At 33.9% G+C, this 18,165-nt stretch carries 17 protein-coding genes; 15 read left to right on the plus strand and 2 right to left on the minus strand.

Annotated features, from left to right (window positions below; genetic code table 11):
* Nucleotides 1-46: 46 nt before the first annotated feature.
* The 14 genes from E0Z07_RS18130 to E0Z07_RS12365 all read left to right on the plus strand — a co-directional run bounded on the left by E0Z07_RS18130 (nucleotide 47) and on the right by E0Z07_RS12365 (nucleotide 16,607).
* The gene (locus E0Z07_RS18130; protein ID WP_172461559.1) at nucleotides 47-193 is read left to right on the plus strand and encodes a hypothetical protein; all 147 of its coding nucleotides are present in this window, start codon (nucleotides 47-49) and stop codon (nucleotides 191-193) included.
* A gap of 130 nt (nucleotides 194-323) precedes the next feature.
* On the plus strand, nucleotides 324-2,771 hold the full coding sequence (thrA, locus tag E0Z07_RS12300) for a bifunctional aspartate kinase/homoserine dehydrogenase I (RefSeq protein ID WP_006265154.1): 2,448 nt from the start codon (nucleotides 324-326) through the stop codon (nucleotides 2,769-2,771).
* Between the two features lies 1 nt (nucleotide 2,772).
* Nucleotides 2,773-3,693, plus strand: coding sequence for a homoserine kinase (locus E0Z07_RS12305; RefSeq protein ID WP_006265155.1), 921 nt, complete (start codon nucleotides 2,773-2,775; stop codon nucleotides 3,691-3,693).
* Nucleotides 3,693-4,982: a threonine synthase gene (gene thrC, locus E0Z07_RS12310; protein ID WP_039329326.1), complete on the plus strand. Its 1,290-nt coding sequence runs from the start codon at nucleotides 3,693-3,695 to the stop codon at nucleotides 4,980-4,982. The genes E0Z07_RS12305 and thrC overlap by 1 nt, the downstream gene beginning before the upstream one ends.
* A gap of 83 nt (nucleotides 4,983-5,065) precedes the next feature.
* Nucleotides 5,066-5,794: an MBL fold metallo-hydrolase gene (locus tag E0Z07_RS12315; protein WP_131540806.1), complete on the plus strand. Its 729-nt coding sequence runs from the start codon at nucleotides 5,066-5,068 to the stop codon at nucleotides 5,792-5,794.
* 62 nt (nucleotides 5,795-5,856) lie between these two features.
* On the plus strand, nucleotides 5,857-6,291 hold the full coding sequence (locus E0Z07_RS12320) for a hypothetical protein (protein WP_233445971.1): 435 nt from the start codon (nucleotides 5,857-5,859) through the stop codon (nucleotides 6,289-6,291).
* 383 nt (nucleotides 6,292-6,674) lie between these two features.
* Nucleotides 6,675-9,011 carry a TonB-dependent receptor domain-containing protein gene (locus tag E0Z07_RS12325; protein WP_131540807.1) on the plus strand — a complete coding sequence of 779 codons (2,337 nt, stop codon included), beginning with the start codon at nucleotides 6,675-6,677 and terminating at the stop codon, nucleotides 9,009-9,011.
* 1 nt (nucleotide 9,012) lies between these two features.
* Nucleotides 9,013-10,302 carry a hypothetical protein gene (locus E0Z07_RS12330; RefSeq protein ID WP_131540808.1) on the plus strand — a complete coding sequence of 430 codons (1,290 nt, stop codon included), beginning with the start codon at nucleotides 9,013-9,015 and terminating at the stop codon, nucleotides 10,300-10,302.
* A gap of 9 nt (nucleotides 10,303-10,311) precedes the next feature.
* Entirely contained in the window at nucleotides 10,312-11,502 is a 1,191-nt protein-coding gene (locus E0Z07_RS12335; RefSeq protein WP_131540809.1) for an alpha/beta hydrolase, read from the plus strand.
* Nucleotides 11,503-11,512: 10 nt separating this feature from the next.
* A complete protein-coding gene (locus E0Z07_RS12340; protein ID WP_131540810.1) occupies nucleotides 11,513-12,541 on the plus strand; it encodes a YncE family protein in 1,029 nt (342 codons plus the stop codon).
* 183 nt (nucleotides 12,542-12,724) lie between these two features.
* Nucleotides 12,725-13,336, plus strand: a complete 612-nt coding sequence (locus E0Z07_RS12345) for a rhomboid family intramembrane serine protease (RefSeq protein ID WP_006259108.1) — start codon at nucleotides 12,725-12,727, stop codon at nucleotides 13,334-13,336.
* A gap of 131 nt (nucleotides 13,337-13,467) precedes the next feature.
* Complete coding sequence (locus E0Z07_RS12350) at nucleotides 13,468-13,770, plus strand: hypothetical protein (RefSeq protein WP_006259107.1); 303 nt, start codon at nucleotides 13,468-13,470, stop codon at nucleotides 13,768-13,770.
* A 669-nt stretch (nucleotides 13,771-14,439) separates the two neighbouring features.
* Nucleotides 14,440-15,981, plus strand: a complete 1,542-nt coding sequence (locus tag E0Z07_RS12360) for a SulP family inorganic anion transporter (RefSeq protein WP_131540811.1) — start codon at nucleotides 14,440-14,442, stop codon at nucleotides 15,979-15,981.
* A 2-nt stretch (nucleotides 15,982-15,983) separates the two neighbouring features.
* On the plus strand, nucleotides 15,984-16,607 hold the full coding sequence (locus tag E0Z07_RS12365; protein ID WP_006259105.1) for a carbonic anhydrase: 624 nt from the start codon (nucleotides 15,984-15,986) through the stop codon (nucleotides 16,605-16,607).
* 50 nt (nucleotides 16,608-16,657) lie between these two features.
* Here E0Z07_RS12365 and E0Z07_RS12370 read toward each other — a convergent pair whose 3' ends face one another.
* Together E0Z07_RS12370 and E0Z07_RS12375 are read right to left on the minus strand one after the other, a co-directional pair.
* The gene (locus E0Z07_RS12370) at nucleotides 16,658-16,951 is read right to left on the minus strand and encodes a type II toxin-antitoxin system RelE/ParE family toxin (protein WP_230486151.1); all 294 of its coding nucleotides are present in this window, start codon (nucleotides 16,949-16,951) and stop codon (nucleotides 16,658-16,660) included.
* Nucleotides 16,941-17,156: a hypothetical protein gene (locus E0Z07_RS12375; RefSeq protein ID WP_006259102.1), complete on the minus strand. Its 216-nt coding sequence runs from the start codon at nucleotides 17,154-17,156 to the stop codon at nucleotides 16,941-16,943. The genes E0Z07_RS12370 and E0Z07_RS12375 overlap by 11 nt, the downstream gene beginning before the upstream one ends.
* A 447-nt stretch (nucleotides 17,157-17,603) precedes the next feature.
* Here E0Z07_RS12375 and E0Z07_RS12380 point away from each other — a divergent pair, with 447 nt between their 5' ends.
* The gene (locus E0Z07_RS12380; protein ID WP_016649530.1) at nucleotides 17,604-18,158 is read left to right on the plus strand and encodes a GNAT family N-acetyltransferase; all 555 of its coding nucleotides are present in this window, start codon (nucleotides 17,604-17,606) and stop codon (nucleotides 18,156-18,158) included.
* Nucleotides 18,159-18,165 lie beyond the last annotated feature (7 nt).

An 18,165-nucleotide genomic window follows, 5' to 3' on the forward strand; every position in this document is an offset into this window, starting at 1 on the left:
TTTTATTGGTTTGTTTCAAAATGGTTTTGGTATCTTAGCCATATCAATGAACGCGAATTTTAGAACATATAACCCTGTTTTAAACACTACTATCTTAAGTGGTGCAACTTCTCGTGTTTCTAACGTTACTACTTCTACAGTAACTACTATTACGTTGACATCTTCGTCATCGTCATCTATCTCAACCCTGTAAAGGGGGAATTTATTACATATAACCATCGTCTGTGGTCGTTTATTTATTAACGGCTGTATTTTATATTGTCCAAAGCGATTAATATCAATTAGTTACTTGCTTTGGGAGAAAACCAAATCAATGAAATTTTATGAAAGTAATAAAGTTTGGCGGGTCATCAGTGGCTAATGCCGTGAATATAAAGAGATGTATAGATATCATCAATAAGATAGAAGAGCCTGTTATCGTAGTGGTATCTGCGCTGAGTGGAGTGACTGATCTACTACAGCTTGCAGCAGTACAAGCGGCGGCACATAATGAAGAATATATAGACCAATTTAAAGATATTAGTCATCGTCATTTAGAAGTTGTTAGGGCATTAATCCCTGTGAATGATCAAGCAGGAATATTGAGCAGTGTAATTAGAGAGCTGAATGAATTAGAAGTATTGTTACAAGGGTGTTTCTTACTAAGAGAGTTATCTCCTCGCATTAAGGATTTGATTATGTCTTATGGTGAACGCCTTTCTTCTTATGTTATCGCTGAGGTTATGAAGGCACAGGGGCAAGACTGTCGTCACGGATATAGTGGAAATTTTATCAAGACAAATGACAAGTTTGGTAAAGCAGCTGTAAACTTTGAAGTAACTGATCAGTTAATCGTTGATTACTTTGAGAAACATAAATGTGCAGTAACTATTGTACCAGGATTTATAGCAGAGTCAGAAGCAAATGAAGTGACAACATTAGGACGTGGTGGATCTGACTATACTGCAGCTATTATCGCAGCTGCTCTTAATTTAAAAGAACTAGAGATTTGGACAGATGTAAGTGGTATATATACGGCTAACCCAAGAGTAGTAAAACAGGCAAAAATAGTGAAACACATCAACTTCCAAGAAGCAATGGAGCTTTCTCACTTCGGGGCGAAAGTATTGTATCCATCTGCTTTGGCGCCTATTTTACCTAAAGGAATCTCATTGATTGTTAAAAATACTTTTGAACCAGAAGCAGAGGGAAGTTTAGTCAGTACTGTAGGAAGTACAGACCCTAATCCTGTACGAGGAATTACAAATATTGACAATCTAGCACTGCTGACACTAGAAGGTCCTGGGATGGTAGGTGTGGCAGGTATTTCTAAACGACTGTTTGAAGTATTGTCTTTAGAGGATATCAATGTGATATTCATTACTCAAGCTTCTTCAGAGCACTCTATCTGTTTTGCTATTATTGCTCCAGATGCCGTAAGAGCAGAACAAGTGATTAACAAAGCTTTTGAGTTTGAAATACAAAACAAAAAAGTAAAACCGGTTCGTGTAGAATTAGGGATGTCTATTATTGCAGCTGTAGGAGATTATATCAAAGGGCATCAAGGAGTCAGTGGTAAAATGTTTAGTGCCTTAGGTCGTAACAATATTAATATCTGTGCTATCGCTCAGGGGGCATCAGAGCGAAATATCTCAGCTGTAATTTTAGAGAAAGATGTCAAGAAAGCATTGAATGTGCTACATGAAGCTTTCTTTGAAGAAGTGGTGGTTCAGTTGAACTTATTTGTTATGGGAATAGGAAATGTAGGAGGGAAGTTCTTAGAGCAAATCGTGCAACAACACAATTATTTAAGAGAACATCTGAAAGTAAATGTTAGAGTGGTAGGAATAGCTAATTCTAAATTGATGTGTTTTAATGTAGAAGGCTTTGATTTGGCTGAAGTAAAAGATTTGTCTAATTGTGGAGTTCCTATGACTCAAAAGGGATTCTTAGATAAGATCAAAGAACTGAATTTGCGCAATAGCATATTCGTAGATAATACCGCTACTGCTGATGTGGCCATGACTTATGCATCATATTTAAAGAATAGTATTGCTGTGGTGACTTGTAATAAGATAGCATGTTCTTCTACAATGGAATATTATAAAGAGTTAAAAGGCCTATCTAAGAAGTACAATGCTCCTTTCTTATACGAAACAAACGTAGGTGCAGGTTTACCTATTATTGATACAATTAAGAACCTTGTTGCCTCAGGAGATCAAGTAAAAGAGATACAAGCAGTATTAAGTGGTAGTTTGAACTTTATTTTTAATCAATATGACGGTTCTAAACCTTTTGCAGAGATAGTAGCTCTAGCTAAGAAAGAAGGGTATACAGAGCCTCATCCATTGATAGATTTGAGTGGTGTAGATGTGAAGAGAAAACTGATGATTCTGATGAGAGAGTGTAACTATTGGGTAGAAGAGGAAGATGTACAGGTGGATAGTTTCTTACCTATGTCTTGTATGGAGGCTGAGGATGCTGATGCGTTTATTACAGCTTTAGCTAAGGAAGAAGCTCATTTTAAAGCTCTATATGAAGGGGCAAAAGCTAAAGGAGCTTGTCTAAAAGTAGTGGCAACGCTTAATGACGGTAAGGCTAGTGTAGGTCTGCAAGAGATAATGTCTAATCACCCATTCTATCACTTAGAAGGGAAAGATAATATTGTAATGTTCTATACAAATCGCTATCAAGAACAACCGTTATTAATAAAAGGAGCGGGTGCAGGAGCAGAAGTGACAGCATCAGGAATATTTGCAGATGTAATAAGAATAGGAAGTAAATTGTTATAAGATGAAAGAAATAAAGATATTTTGCCCAGCTACAATCGCTAATCTATCATGTGGATTTGATGTTTTGGGTGTGTGTTTAGATAATGTAGGTGATGAAATGATTATCACTCAAACAGCAGAAAAAGGAGTGCGTATCAAAGAGATTATTGGTGCTGATTTACCACTTGAAGTAGAGAAGAATGTAGCAGGTGTTGCCGCTTTAGCTCTAATAGAAAAACTACAACCTGACTTTGGCTTCGAGATTGTGATTCACAAGAATATCAAGGCGGGTAGTGGTATTGGTAGTAGTGCTGCTAGTAGTGCAGGAGTAGTTTATGGTATCAATGCGTTATGTGGATACCCACTGACCAATAAAGAGTTGATCTATTATGCTATGCAAGGAGAAGCTTTAGCGAGTGGGGCACCTCATGCGGATAATGTAGCTCCAGCGTTATTAGGAGGGTTTGCATTTATTCATAGTTATGAACCGCTTAATATAGTTCATATAGATTCTCCAAAAGAGCTATACGCTACTGTTATTCACCCTCAGATAGAATTGAAAACAAAGGATGCTCGTTCGGTTTTAAAGCAAACAGTTACTTTAAAACAAGCGATTAAACAATGTGGTAATCTTGGCGGATTGATATGTGGACTTTATACTTCTGATTACGATTTGATTGGTAATTCATTACACGATGAATTTGTAGAGCCTAAACGTTCACTATTGATACCAAACTATGCAGAGTTAAAACAAGCAGCTTGTGAGCATGGAGCATTAGGAGGAGGAATATCAGGAGCAGGACCTTCTGTGTTTGCATTGAGCAAAGGCAAGGAGAATGCAGAGCGCGTAGCAGAAGCAATGCGTCAAGTAGTAAAGGATGCAGGGTATGAGTTTGATATTCATGTATCGCCTATTAATTCACAAGGTATAAAAGTATTGTAATGAAGTATTATAGTTTAAATAACCCTCAGCGTGTAGCCTCATTTAAAGAAGCTGCAATACAAGGTATTGCCGAGGATAAAGGATTGTATTTTCCACAAGAAATACCTCAGTTAGCTCTTTCGTTTTTTGAAGGTATTCAAGCGATGAGTAAGGAAGAGATAGCATACCAGGTTATCGCTCCTTTTGTAGGGAAAGAGATAGCAGAAGAAGAGCTAAGAACGATTGTAAGAGAAACGTTAGCATTTGATTTTCCTGTAGTGTCGATTGATCAAGATGTTTATACATTAGAGTTATTTCATGGACCTACATTAGCTTTTAAAGATGTAGGAGCGGGATTTATGTCTAGATGTTTGAGAAGCTTTGTCAAAGGGGAAAAAGAGAAAATTACTATTCTAGTGGCAACTTCAGGAGATACAGGAGGTGCTGTAGCTCACGGATTCTATGATGTGGAAGGAATAGAAGTTGTTATCTTATATCCCAAAGGGAAAGTGAGTAGCATCCAGGAGAAGCAATTAACTGCGCTAGGTAAGAATATTAGAGCAATAGAAGTAGAAGGAAGTTTTGATGATTGTCAGGCGATGGTAAAGAGGGCTTTTTTAGATGAAGAGTTGAAATCTTGTCGTTTGACATCAGCGAATTCAATTAATGTAGCTCGTTGGTTACCTCAGATGTTCTATTATTTCTTGATGTATAAAGAATTACAACATTTAAACAAACCATTGGTTGTATCTGTACCTAGTGGAAACTTTGGAAATATATGTGCAGGGATGCTAGCTCAAAAGATGGGATTGCCTATTGCTCATTTTATTGCAGCTACTAATGCAAATGATACAATACCAAGATTCTTTTCTTCTAAAGCCTATACGCCGAAACAAACAGTAGAGACAATTTCTAATGCGATGGATGTAAGTGACCCGAGCAATTTCGTGCGTATATTAGAATTGTTTGCTAAAGATGCGAAGGAGTTGAGCAAAGATCTGTCAGCCTATTCTTTTACAGATAAGGCTACATTAGCATTAATAGAAGAACAATATGAGAAGAGTGGCTATCTACTAGATCCTCACGCTTCAGTGGGATATCTAGGGATCAAGGAGTACGCTAAGGCACATCATGATTTTACAGGGGTATTCTTAGGAACAGCACATCCAGTTAAGTTTCCAGAGTGTATAGAACAATTATTAGAAATAGAGATTCCTATACCTGATAGATTGGAAGAGATTATGAAAGGAGAAAAGAAAAGTACTGTTCTCACTTCTTATGAGGATTTGAAAGAAGAACTTTTAAAATAATAGGAAGGATTGTTCTGATTGTGATTAGAACAATCCTTTTTCTTTATTTCTATTTATCTTTGTAATTCAAAACTCACAAAACAATGATTAAAGTAGTACCCTTAAAAGAAGGTGATTTTTATGAAGATGAGGTAAAGAATTTTTTACCTATAGGAGATAAGGTATTGACCACAGAAATACAATTAGCAGTACAACCTTTTTTGATCATAACAGATAATCATAAAACATTATTAGATGTAGGTTTAGGATATCAAGAGAATGGTGTTTACAAAATAGATGAATTATTGGCGAAAGAAGGATTAACTCCTTTGGATATAGATAGAGTGTTGATGTCGCATTTGCACAAAGATCATATCAACGGTTTGGTTGAAGAAACAGAAGAAGGATATATAGGACGCTATCCTAATGCTCAAATATACATTCAACGCAGAGAAGTTGCTTTTGCAGAGTTGTCTATGGATGATATTTCATTTGATTACGATATATTGGAAGAGGCCTTGGTATTACCTAATATCATATGGATGAATGATGATCAAGGTAGTATAGATGATCAGATTACTTATCAAGTGGTGGGAGGGCATACGCCGTATATGCAGGTATTTTGGATTAAAGACAAAGAACAAACCATCTTTTATGGTGCAGATAATCTACCAAAGCATAGCTATCTAGAATTTAATATGGCGTTTAAAAGTGATTATGACGGTAAACTAGCGATGAAGTGGCGTACAGAATGGAAGATACAGGCTGAGGAAGAGCATTGGACAGTACTGTTCTATCACGATATGGAACAAGCAGTGTATTGTTGTGAATAAACTAAAAAAGACACACTAATTAGTTGTATATTAGATACTCTCAATCTTTAATATGAGTATCTATGAGTAAAAGAGATTTGTTTACGGCATTAGTGAAGTTATTAGGGTTTTACTTATTTCTTACCTATTTTTTGTCTCTATTAAGTAGTTTGTACTATTTGATTACTGTAAAGGAAAATACCTTTGGTGATTTACTGTTAGATATAAGTCAATATATCTTTTTGTTGGTAGTATTTACTCTGTTAATGTTATATGGAGATAAGATAGTTAGCCTTTTCCGCTTAAGTAATGGTTATGACACTGATAAAATAGTAGTCGATAATCTGACTGCTGTTGATATTGTTAAGGTAGGGATATTTATTATTGGAGGAATACTCATTGTGAATAATCTCCCTTATATGATTACATGGATTATACAACGATTTACTGTAGCTATCAGAAATGAAAATATGCCTACCTTTGATGAATATGGGCTTTTAGAGCTTTTGCTAATTTAGTGTTAGGATTCTTAATGATAACCAATTTTGGTAGAATAGCTAAGTACTTTGTTAAATGGAATAAAGAGGAATAAATTATAAAAAACCTTCTGATCATAATAAGATTAGAAGGTTTTTTTATGTAACCTAAAGTGAGTATTATAACTTTAACTATTCTATTTTTTATTTAGTATATCAAAGGATGTTTTGAATTATATAATTTATAAATCTATAGTTTTTATTTTTAATTGTTCTTTATTGTGCGTTTTTTATATTTAGTTTAAGCTTATTTTAAATGATTATTTAGAATTATTCTTGTTAGTGAGGTAAATAAGTCTACATTTGTCATTATTTAAAATAATTATAAATAACAAGTGAGCAGGCTTAGTAAAGTAACCTTATTGATGGCTCTAGCCAGTACCTCATTAGCTTTGGGGCAAATAAAGAAGAGTATCGTTATTACCAATAACAGTAATCAGTTGGTAAAGAATGCTGTCGTAATAGTAAATAATCAACAACTGATAACAGATGGGGAGGGTAAGGTTCAGTTTGACCTAAAACCTGCATCGTCTTATGTTATTCAAGTATTTGCTGAACACTATCAAAGTGTGAATCAAACATTCGATACTGTGGATTTGATTCGCAATTCATTTGTTTTAGAAGAAGACCACACCATCTTATCAGATATTATTGTTCAAACTAAAGATGAACAGCAAAATAGTAATCGAGATATTATTAGAGCAGTCACTATGGATACTAAAAGTGAGATTCTTCGTCCTACCTCTTTAAATGATTTAATGAACAAGACTACTGGAGTGCGTATCCGACAAGGAGGAGGCTTAGGTTCAGAGGCTAATATTAATCTGAATGGTTTTCAAGGTAATGCAATACGTTTTTTTAAGGATGGTATTCCTTTAAACTATTTGGGACAAGGGTATAATATTTCTAATGTGCCATTAGATGTATTGGATAAAGTGGAGGTATATAAAGGAATTATCCCTGTGCACTTAGCAAGTGATGCTTTAGGAGGAGCAGTTAATTTAGTTTCTTCTTCTATACAAAGTAATCAATTAAGAGCTTCTGTAGAATATGGTTCATTTAATACAATTCGCTCTGCTGTAAGAGGGCATTATAACTTAAATGACAATCTATATGCAGGAGGAGAGGTGTTTTATAATTACTCTGATAATGATTATAAGATTAATACTCCTGATCTTGAATTAGCTCAAACTCATTCTAAGGTAAAGTTGTTTCACAATCGATATAAGCACTTCTTTGCTAATGCTTATTTAGGAGCTCATAATCTTTCTTGGGCAGATAAAATTGAACTAGGTATAAGTTATTATAATATCGATAAACAACTTCAAAATAGTCCTACTTCAATGGTTGTACCTTATGGAGGAATTGAAGATAAGCAACACAGTGTTATTCCAACATTAAGGTATAAAAAAGCCGTATTCAATGATAAATTATCTATAGATCAATTTCTATCTTATAATGTAGTGAAGTCACAAGCTATTGATACTTTAAAAGGAAGGTATAACTGGCTAGGAGAGTTCACCCCACGTGGGTATAGAGGGGAAGGAGATATGCCTATGGATGCTGATATAGATATGACATTCTTTACTTCAAGAACATTGATAGGCTATGCGATTAATCCTTCACAACAAATCTGGTTAAACAATACTTACAATTATACTAAAAGAGAGGGTAAAGATCCTTATGGAAGAGTAATTCAGGATTTGAACCAAACAGTGATAGAACTTCCTACTCGTTATAAAAAGAATGTGTTAGCTATAGGATTGACGAGTCAGTGGTGGGATAAGAAATTGGAAACAAATGCAATTGTGAAGTTGTATAATTATTCAAGTAGAGGGCTTAATACTGCTAGTAATGTAGACTTATCCGCTAGAGATATTCATGATGTATCAGATAATGCAGTTGGTTGGGCTTTAGGAGCTAAATATAGATTAACAGAACAAACTAATCTTCGCTTTTCTGTAGAAGATGCAAGAAGATTACCAGGATATACAGAGTTATTTGGTGACTATATTTTTATAGCATCGAACTTTAATTTAAAGCCAGAACAGAGTATCAATTTAAATTTAGGAATAGAGAAGGAGGTGGGTAACTTCCAATATAGTTTTAATAGTTTTTACAGACACACAAAAGATATCATTGTACTTGTGTCAGGTAATCCACCTCTCTCTGTTTTTGTCAATAAAGAAAAGGCTAATGGATACGGTTTTGAAGGAGATCTAAGCCTGAAAGTAAAAAAGAACTATAAGTTTTATGGGAACTTTACTTGGCAAAGTATTCGTTATGGAGAGTTTAAACAAGCCGCAGATAAATGGTTAAAAGGTAATAGAGTACCAAATATTCCATTCTTTTTTGCCAACATTGGAGCAGAAGCTAAGTTTACTGATGTTTTCAAGAAGCAAGATCGATTAACAGCTTATGCTAATCTTAATTTCGTTCGTGAGTTTTACATTCAACCTATTGATAAATCTATGGAACCAAATGGATTCTTAGGATTGTTTGGAAAGAGTAAAGGAGATGTGAAAAACATTGTTCCAGATCAGACTTCTCTTACTCTAGGTACTTTATATGAGTTAAATGATAAAGGAGTGTCTATCGGAGTTGAGATACGCAATTTACTAAATCAAGATTTATACGATTATTTTAAAATACAAAAAGCAGGTAGGAGTATCTACTTAAAACTTAACTATAAACTTAATTAACATGAGACTTATAAAACCATTATTATCAATGTCATTTGCTTTTGCATTAACACTAGCATCATGCTCTTCTTCAGATGACAATAATCCTGTAACACCAGTAGACCCAGAAGTAAAACAGAGTCAATATTTTTTGATGACTTTATCAGAGGGGAAAGGACCTGTTAAAAACGGTTTCTTAAAAGCCTATTCTTCTTTACCAAAAGGAGCAATAGACAATGCTACAGGTAATACGACAACCACAGGAGGAATGGGAGGTTATCGTCAATATGGTAATAGAGTGTATAGAATGTTTGATGACAATAATTCTCGTGCATTAGGTCAATTCATTTTTGATGATAAAGGCTTTTACACTACTAAAAGTATTGCTTTAGAACCAAAAATAGCAGGTTCAGGGAACTTTACATTAACGAATGATCATACAACAGGATATTATTTTGAAGGAGGTCAACCTACACAAATACAGATGTTTGATCCAGTAGGAATGGCAAAAAAAGGAATGTTAGGAGATTATGCCGAACAGATTAATGCGTTAGAGAAAAAGTTAAATCTACAAGGAGTAAACTTTAAAGCAATAGGTCAACATTTATTAGCAATTAATGGCAATAAACTATATGCTGATATCACTTTTGGAAAGAACCAAGGGGCACAGGGAGGTATGTTTGATGGTGTATCAACTGATGTACATCTTGCTGTTATTGATTTGACTAATGGAAAATGGATAGGAGATACTCAGGTAAAGAATACAGGTAATATTGCTTTCGTTGATGAGAACCCGTTGTATTATTTTGACGAGAATAAAGATTTGTATTTCGTGTGTCAAGGTATTAAAACAGGAGGTTTAGGAGATCAATCTAAAATAGCACGTATTAAGAATGGATCAAATGAAGTAGACCAATCATGGGAATTAGATTTCAATACGATGTTTAACAGTGTAACACCTGGTAAATTCTCAACAATCTATGTAGAGAAAGGAAAAATAGTAACGTTGGTAAATGATGTACCATTAGCAAATCCACAAACAATTAATTTGACTCCTATTTGGAAGTATGTAGTGATTGATATTAAGAGTAAGGCAGTAACACCTATTCAGATAGAGGGAGTAACATTAGTCGAAACACCAGCCGCTTCATTAGGAGTATCTAAAATAGATAATAAGAAATTTATTCGTGTGGTAAATGATACAAAATCGGGATACTATGAATTATCAGAAGATATGCTAAAAGCAACGCCTTCTATTGAGATTCAAAAAGGAGGAAAGCCTCAAGGATTGTTTAAAGTAAACAAGTTATAAAAGTAATTAATGAAAAAGTATGTGTTTATTGTTTTAATGGTAGTTATGAATTTGCAAGCACAGAACAGTTTTAAAGTTAGAGTAGAAGTCACAGTGGAAGACTTTGCTCACACAGAAGAACCTATTTATTTGACAGGTAATTTTAATCAATGGAATCCTAAAGATGAACGTTACCTCATGCGTAATGTCTCAGGGACATCTAATCAATATCTAGTAGAGGTGGCAGACATCCCAGTAGGAGTTCTAGAATATAAATTCACACGAGGTACTTGGCAGACTTTAGAGTCATCTAAGAAAGGTAGATTGATTAATTTACACGATGTAGAAGTTAAAGAAGATATGGTATTAAAGAATACTATTTCTGCATGGAGAGACCAGTTTGAAACGTCTACAGCTCCAGATCATCTAGTGATACTGAAGAACTTCTATATCCCTGAGTTAAATAGAGTAAGAGATATTAGAATTTATTTACCTAAAGATTATGACCATAGTCAAGAATCGTATCCTGTGTGGTATATGCACGATGGACAAGATTTGTTTGACGAGGCTACTTCAGAAGGTAGACTAGGCCCAGTAGAATGGGAAGTAGATGAGACTATAGCCAAATATGGAGATCAATATATTATCGTAGGGATAGATCATGATTATCAAAAGAATCTAAGAGAAAAAGAATATTCTTTTTTTCCTACACAGAAGAACCCTGTCGTAGAAGGACAAGCTTATATTTCTTTTATAGTTAAAACATTAAAGCCTTATATAGACTCGACTTATAGAACCCTGTCAGATGTTCATCATACTGGTATCGCTGGAGGTTCTTTAGGAGGATTGATTTCTTTATATGCAGGGTTGACTTATCCAGATACATTTGGAAAGATTGGCGTGTTTTCTCCTTCTATTTGGCAAGATGATCACAACCTAGATACTTATGTCAATGTCTTATCTACTAGTCAAATAGATAAAATAAGACAACAAACTTATTTTATCTATGGAGGAGGACGTGAGAATCGCAAGAAAGGAGATGGGAATGTGGTTAGAATGGATGAAGATATTCTTCGTTTTTTAGAAACAAATAACAAGGTATTAAACCTGAATTATGAGTTGAATATTAATCCAAAAGGAAAGCATGGCGCGTGGTATTGGCAACAAGCTTTTAATTGGATGATAGGTAGCTTATCTAAAGTAGAAAGTACTAATTTTTAATAATAACAATATGAAATACATTAAATCATTAACGTTTTTGAGTGCTACAGTATTAGCAGCAATGGGAACAACTGCTACAGCACAATCAATAGATCAAAATAAACAAGTAGGAAAAGGACTATATGAAGTTGCTTACAATAGTGTGGACAATGGAGTATATGTTGCTTCTGTAATCGATTTTAAAACTAAAGAAGGAGTTGTTTATAAATTAAATGGCAATGACTTATCTGTTGAAAAAGAGTACAGTGTGAACGGGAATCCTGTATTTGGTATTGCAGTAAATGAAAAGACTCAAAAGATTTATGGAACGAATACAACTACTAATGCAGTGACTGTAATCGATCTAAAAACAGGAGCTACTAAAGTAATTCCAGGAACGAATGAAAGCGGTCACAATAGAGAGATTGCTATTGATGAGAAAACAAATACTATTTATGCATCAGACACACAACAAGATGGGAAAGTGTGGATCATTGATGGAGATAAAGATGTATTAAAAGGATATATAGACAATACTGGTATTTTTACAGCAGGACTTACTTTTGATACTAAAACGAAGAAGTTATACGCTGCTAATATGGGTACAAATGAAGTAGCTATTATTGATCCAACGACTAAAAAAGTGATTAAGAAGTTTGCTTCAGGTGGAGAAAGCCCAATTAATGTTTCTATTGATGAATCAAGAAGAAGATTGTTTGTGACAAATTCTTCTACTGGGTTAACAGTATTAAATGCTGACAGTGGAGAGTTACTAAAAGTAGTAAAGTTTAAAGGAGGGTCATTAGGAGTAAACTATTTACCAAAACAAGATAAAATTGTTTTAGCAAATAGAGAAAGTGGTAAAACTGTTATTGTTGATGGTAAAACCTATGAGGTAGTTACAGAATTAGAGACGGGAAGTCACCCTAATACTGTAGCAGTAAATAAAAATACAGGAGTAGCTTATGTTACAAATAAAACAAAGAGAATGCCTAAAGTAGAAGGGCAAGAGGCTGCAGTAGATACGAATGGTGATACTGTGAGTAAAGTACAATTATAAAATCAAAGCTCATCTATTATAATTAGGAAGTGGCTACTCTGTAATGGAGTAGCCATTTTTTTTAGGTATATATTAATGTTGTTTGTTATGAATATTATTTAGTTGTGTGAAGTTTTATGAAAGTTGTTTGATTATGGGTGATATGTTGATTATAATCGTACTTTTAACATAAAATAGAGTACAGTGAGAAACGAGGAACTTAGATTAAAGAAAGAAGATTTCTATCCACCATTATTGTTGGTAGGAGTGATGTGGTTTATATTTGGTCTACAACAATTGGGTATATTCCACGATTGTTATGGAGTGATTCCTTGGCGTATAGAAGGCATTAAAGGAATTTTCTTAAGTCCTCTGTTTCATGGTGGGATAGACCATATCATTAGTAATACTTTACCTTTATTTATACTTAGTGTAGTATTGTTTTTGTTTTATAAAAAGCAAGCATATACAGTACTTATTATGGGGTGGATTACCTCAGGTTTAGCCTTGTGGCTATTACCTGATTTTGGTTACTTTCAGACAAGTATGATGAGTTGTCATATAGGAGCAAGTGGATTAATTTATATGCTCTTTTTCTTTCTATTCTTTAGTGGAATATTTATTCGCAAGTTAGTTTTAATCTTAGTATCTATTATCATTGGGATACTATATGGAGGGTTAGTTTATGGAGTATTACCTAGCTATGTCGCAGAAGGTGTTTCTTGGCAAGGGCATTTAGTAGGAGCGTTAGTGGGTTTAGTATTTGCATATCAGATGAATAGGAAGAAAAGCAAAAGAAAGTATAGAAGGAAATAAGCTACATTAAGTGTGGTTTTTACATTAAAACCTTGTTGAAATGTGATGTTGTTTACTATAAAAACTACTTTTTATAGTAAAATTAACAAGTCTAATATTGTCATATTTCAGAAAAAAAATATTTTTGTGATATGAAATATGTATCACTAATTGTATTATTATTCTTTGTAAACTTTATTGCTACGCCGACTATTGCGGTGCTAGCTGGCATTGAATTAGAGATACCTTCTGTGACCATTTCTGAAGAAAATAAAAAGCCAATCACTAATGCAGAAGAAGAGCACAAAGGACATTTGTGGGATTTATCTGCTTCTAATCATCTTAATCTAGTAGATGCTGGAGAAGGATTGGAATTAAACTTTTCTCATTTGAAACTTGTGTATGAATCACAAGAGTTCGATATCTTATTACCCCCTCCTGAACGTTTAGTTTAATATGACTTCTATTAGTAAACACTAGTAGAGGATTTAGCAAAAGACATTTTATAGGTTATTTGCCTATCTATTTTCATAGAGATGGATGATTAGATAGTTCATTCTAGAACTAGCAATAGATAGATCAATGAACAGTAATTACGCAATGCAAATCGGAATTAGTATTATAATCATACGATAGTATAATGATAGCGCTATAGAAAGAGTTATGGCTTAGAATCTTTTTGTAGTATTTAGCTAATACTGTCTCTAGGTTTATGTACTGTAGAGCATGTATTATGTTTCATTTAACCCATATTCCACGATAGACATATAAACGAAAAGTAATTATACAAAATAACTCTCAATTAGTGATACAAGCATACTATAGTATGGTTTTAGAGCTAATGAAAGAGATATGAAGTAGAATTGCTTTGCAGTATTTGGCTAATGCGGAATGTGGGTTTAATTACCTATGATGTCTTTTGTTGTAACGAAAGTCTTCTTTTGCAAAATGGTTAATTGTCAGCAATGAAGAAGCCTTTAGTTCGTTAATCATTTCTTTTTTAGCTTTTAAGTATTGAATAAGTCAATATTTACCTTCTTGATTTTTTGGACAACAATGAATCGACAGATCTTCTATTGCCTTTATCTGTGGCTAAAAAAGAAAAAACTAAACGTAAAATAACAATGACAAAAAATATGAGTATCGCAGCACTTAAGAAGAGTGTTGCTCCAGGCCTTGTGGTCTTTTTAGTCGCACTTCCACTGTGTTTAGGAATTGCGTTAGCTTCTGGTGCACCCCCTATTGCAGGTATTATTTCAGGTGTGGTAGGAGGAGTAATAGTTGGATTACTGAGTAATTCAAATATTAGTGTAAGTGGTCCAGCAGCAGGTTTAGCGGCTATTATATTAGGAGCTATAACGGAGCTAGGATCATTTGAATTATTACTTACAGCAGGTATTATTGCAGGAGTTTTGCAAGTGATATTAGGATTGTTAAGATCAGGTACTATTGCCAACTACTTTCCATCAAGTGTAATAGAGGGAATGTTAGCAGGTATTGGATTAGTGATTTTAATTAAGCAATTGCCATTGGTTTTTGGAGTAGATGCTTTAGGTGATATCACCTCTTTTGCATCTGTCCAGTTGGGTACGGTGATTATTACTGTTATTTCATTAGCCATATTATTACTGTGGAATAAGATGAAGTGGACTAAGAAAGTCTCTTTTTTACCAGCAGCTTTAATTGTAGTGGTAGTCGGTATTTTGATTAACCAGTTTTGGATTGCTACAGGTAGCTCTTTAGCTATCGAACCATCGAGATTAGTGTCGATCCCTATGTTTGATAGTTTATCAGATATCAGTTCCATATTTGTATTTCCAGATTGGACAGGATTTGCTAATCCTGCTGTATGGATGATTGGAGGGACTATTGCTATTGTAGCTTCTATTGAAACTTTATTGTGTATTGAGGCGACAGATCGCTTAGATCCATTGAAGAGACATACAGATACTAATAGAGAATTAAAAGTACAAGGAATAGGGAATATTCTAAGCTCTTTGATAGGAGGACTTCCGATGACTTCTGTAGTAGTACGTTCTTCTGCTAATGTGAATGCAGGAGGATTGTATAAAGCATCTGCAGTCATTCATGGTATTTTCTTATTAATAGCAGTTATCTCCTTGCCTTTAGTATTAAATATGATTCCTTTAGCATCCTTAGCAGCAGTATTAATCTTAGTAGGGTATAACCTAGCTCGTCCAGCTATTCTTATGCACTTTTGGCATAAAGGATACACACAGTTTATTCCTTTTATCATCACATTTATTATGGTAGTAGTAACAGATTTACTCGTTGGTGTCCTTGTAGGTATGGGAGTGAGTGTATTATTCTTACTAATCGGAAATGTAAGAAAAGCATTCTCTATGCATCGTCAGATAAAGCAAGAGCAAGTAGTATATACCTTGACTTTAGCAGAGGAAGTATCGTTCTTGAACAAGACAGCGATTAAAAACAGGCTTTATCAATTGCCAGATAATTGTCACTTGGCTATAGACGCAAAGCGTATGGGGTATATCCATGTGGATGTCTTAGAGCTTATAGAGACGTTTATAAATGAAAAGGCAAAAGAAAAAAACATACTGATTACTACAACAGGTTTTCACAAAGAAGTGAAAGTATCAGGAGACCAACAAAACATTATTTTATCACACAGAAAAACCATTTAATTATGAATTCATTTACAAAAGAAATATTAGCAAATACAACGCCAGCACAAAGCTTAGAATTATTATTAGAAGGAAATAACCGCTTTGTAAATAACTTGAAGTTTAACCGAAACTTCTTACACCAACTACAAGAGACTAAAGATGGTCAACATCCACATGCCGTTATTTTGAGTTGTATGGATAGTCGTGCTCCACTAGAGCATGTATTAGATCAAGGGATAGGAGATATCTTTAGTTTAAGAATAGCAGGTAATGTATTGACAGATGAAGTAATCGGAAGTATGGAATATGCCTGTAATGTGGTTGGTAGTAAATTAATCATGGTATTAGGACACAGTAGATGTGGTGCTGTGACAGGAGCGTGTAACCATACGACTTTAGGTAAACTAGACACTATATTAGAACGCATCCATCCAGTAGTAGATAAAGTTCGCCAAAAACACAGTAATGAAGATTTGTCAGCATCAGAGTTAGTAGAGTTAGTGACGATGGAGAACGTAAGAACGATAGTAGCACAGTTGCAAGAAGTGAGTCCTTCATTGACTAAATTGATTGCTGAAGAAAAAATAGGTGTAGTAGGAGCTTATTATGATGTAGTAAGCGGAAAGGTTGAATTAATCTGTTAAGATTATTATTGATTAGAGGAGAAAGGGGTGTCATTCGTGATACCCTTTTTTTATACAGGATATTTATCACTGTTCTGAGCAGTATTAAAAACAGCTACTATATGTATCATTTGTTTATAAGGATCTACTCTAAAAAAAATGACATACGGAAATTTCTTAATAGAAATAGCTCGTATGTCATTGTATCTTATCTGAAAGAAAGGATTATTCTTTAATACTTTCAATGTTTTATCAAATTCTTTTTTAAAGGAATTTAGAATACGTTTAGATATCAAAAAATAATACTCAAATATAGCATCTAAGTCATGTATAGCACTTGGGAGTATAACTATATTATAAGTCATATTTTTTGTATAGTTCATTAAGTGCCTTATCAAGAGAAATATAACTCTCGCTAGGTTCTGCAAGCCTTTGTTCTAAGATGCCTTGTTGTTCTAGAGTTAGGTTAAGGTCATTAATCTGTTCACTATAATCAGCACCAATTATCTCAAGAAACTCTTGAAATACTGCTTTTTTATCATTTGGTATTATGACGTGATAGTTTATCATAGCGTATGTGTTAAGGTGTTGATAATTAATTGTGTACTCTCCTACAAAGGTATTTATTTTTATTTGATAATTATTTACATATTCAAATATTTACTAATTTATATAATCTAGTTAAGTAAGGTTGACTGTTTATGATAAGTGTACACTTATAGTAGTTTGAGATAGCTTTAGTTTTGAATGAGTCCGTAGTGAGTCCGTTATGAGTCCGTACTCACTCCGTTATTTGATAGAAAATAACGGAGTCATTATACTATCATAATAGAGATAATAGAGAAAGATGGTAAATTTACTCAGAATGAAAGTAAAGGATAGCCCTTCTTTTGTCTTTTCAGTATATAAAAATGTTGATTCACACTTGTTTGTTTATCTTATATGCTGACTTTTTTTTAATTTGCAGGAACCTAAATATACTCAATATTATATTTAGTTCACTTAGAATGACACAGAATGAGAGAATTTATATTTGACCATATTGAAACTTCCCGTTTTAAATTACGAATACTAGAAGCTGAAGCTTATCAAAACTTTTTAAGATTAGCTACTGCAGAAGAACTTTTGCATTATATAGGTATTCCTGAAGAGGAAGTAGAAAAAGAAAAAGTAAAAGCAGCCTATGGCTTCCGTACTTATAATAAATCATATTTGATGTTTTTAATCATTGATAAAGAAACAGAGGATATATTAGGGTACTGTGGATATCATACTTGGTATTTAGAACACGATAGAGCTGAGGTAGGATATGGACTGTATCATGATAACTCGAAAGGAAGAGGTGTGATGAGTGAAGTCTTAAATACGGTCTTACATTATGGATTTGAAACTATGCAATTGAGACGAGTAGAGGCCTTCATTAGCCCAGATAATATGGCTTCCTTAAATACAGTGAAGAAGTTTGGATTTACTAGAGAAGGACAATTGAGAAGTCATTATGTAAAAGGAGAACAGATAGAAGACTCTGTTGTTTTTAGTTTGTTACGAGGTGAATATAATAAATTAAAGTAAAAAGGAG

It is taken from the genome of Myroides odoratimimus, from assembly GCF_004337635.1.
Lineage (GTDB): Bacteria > Bacteroidota > Bacteroidia > Flavobacteriales > Flavobacteriaceae > Flavobacterium > Flavobacterium odoratimimum.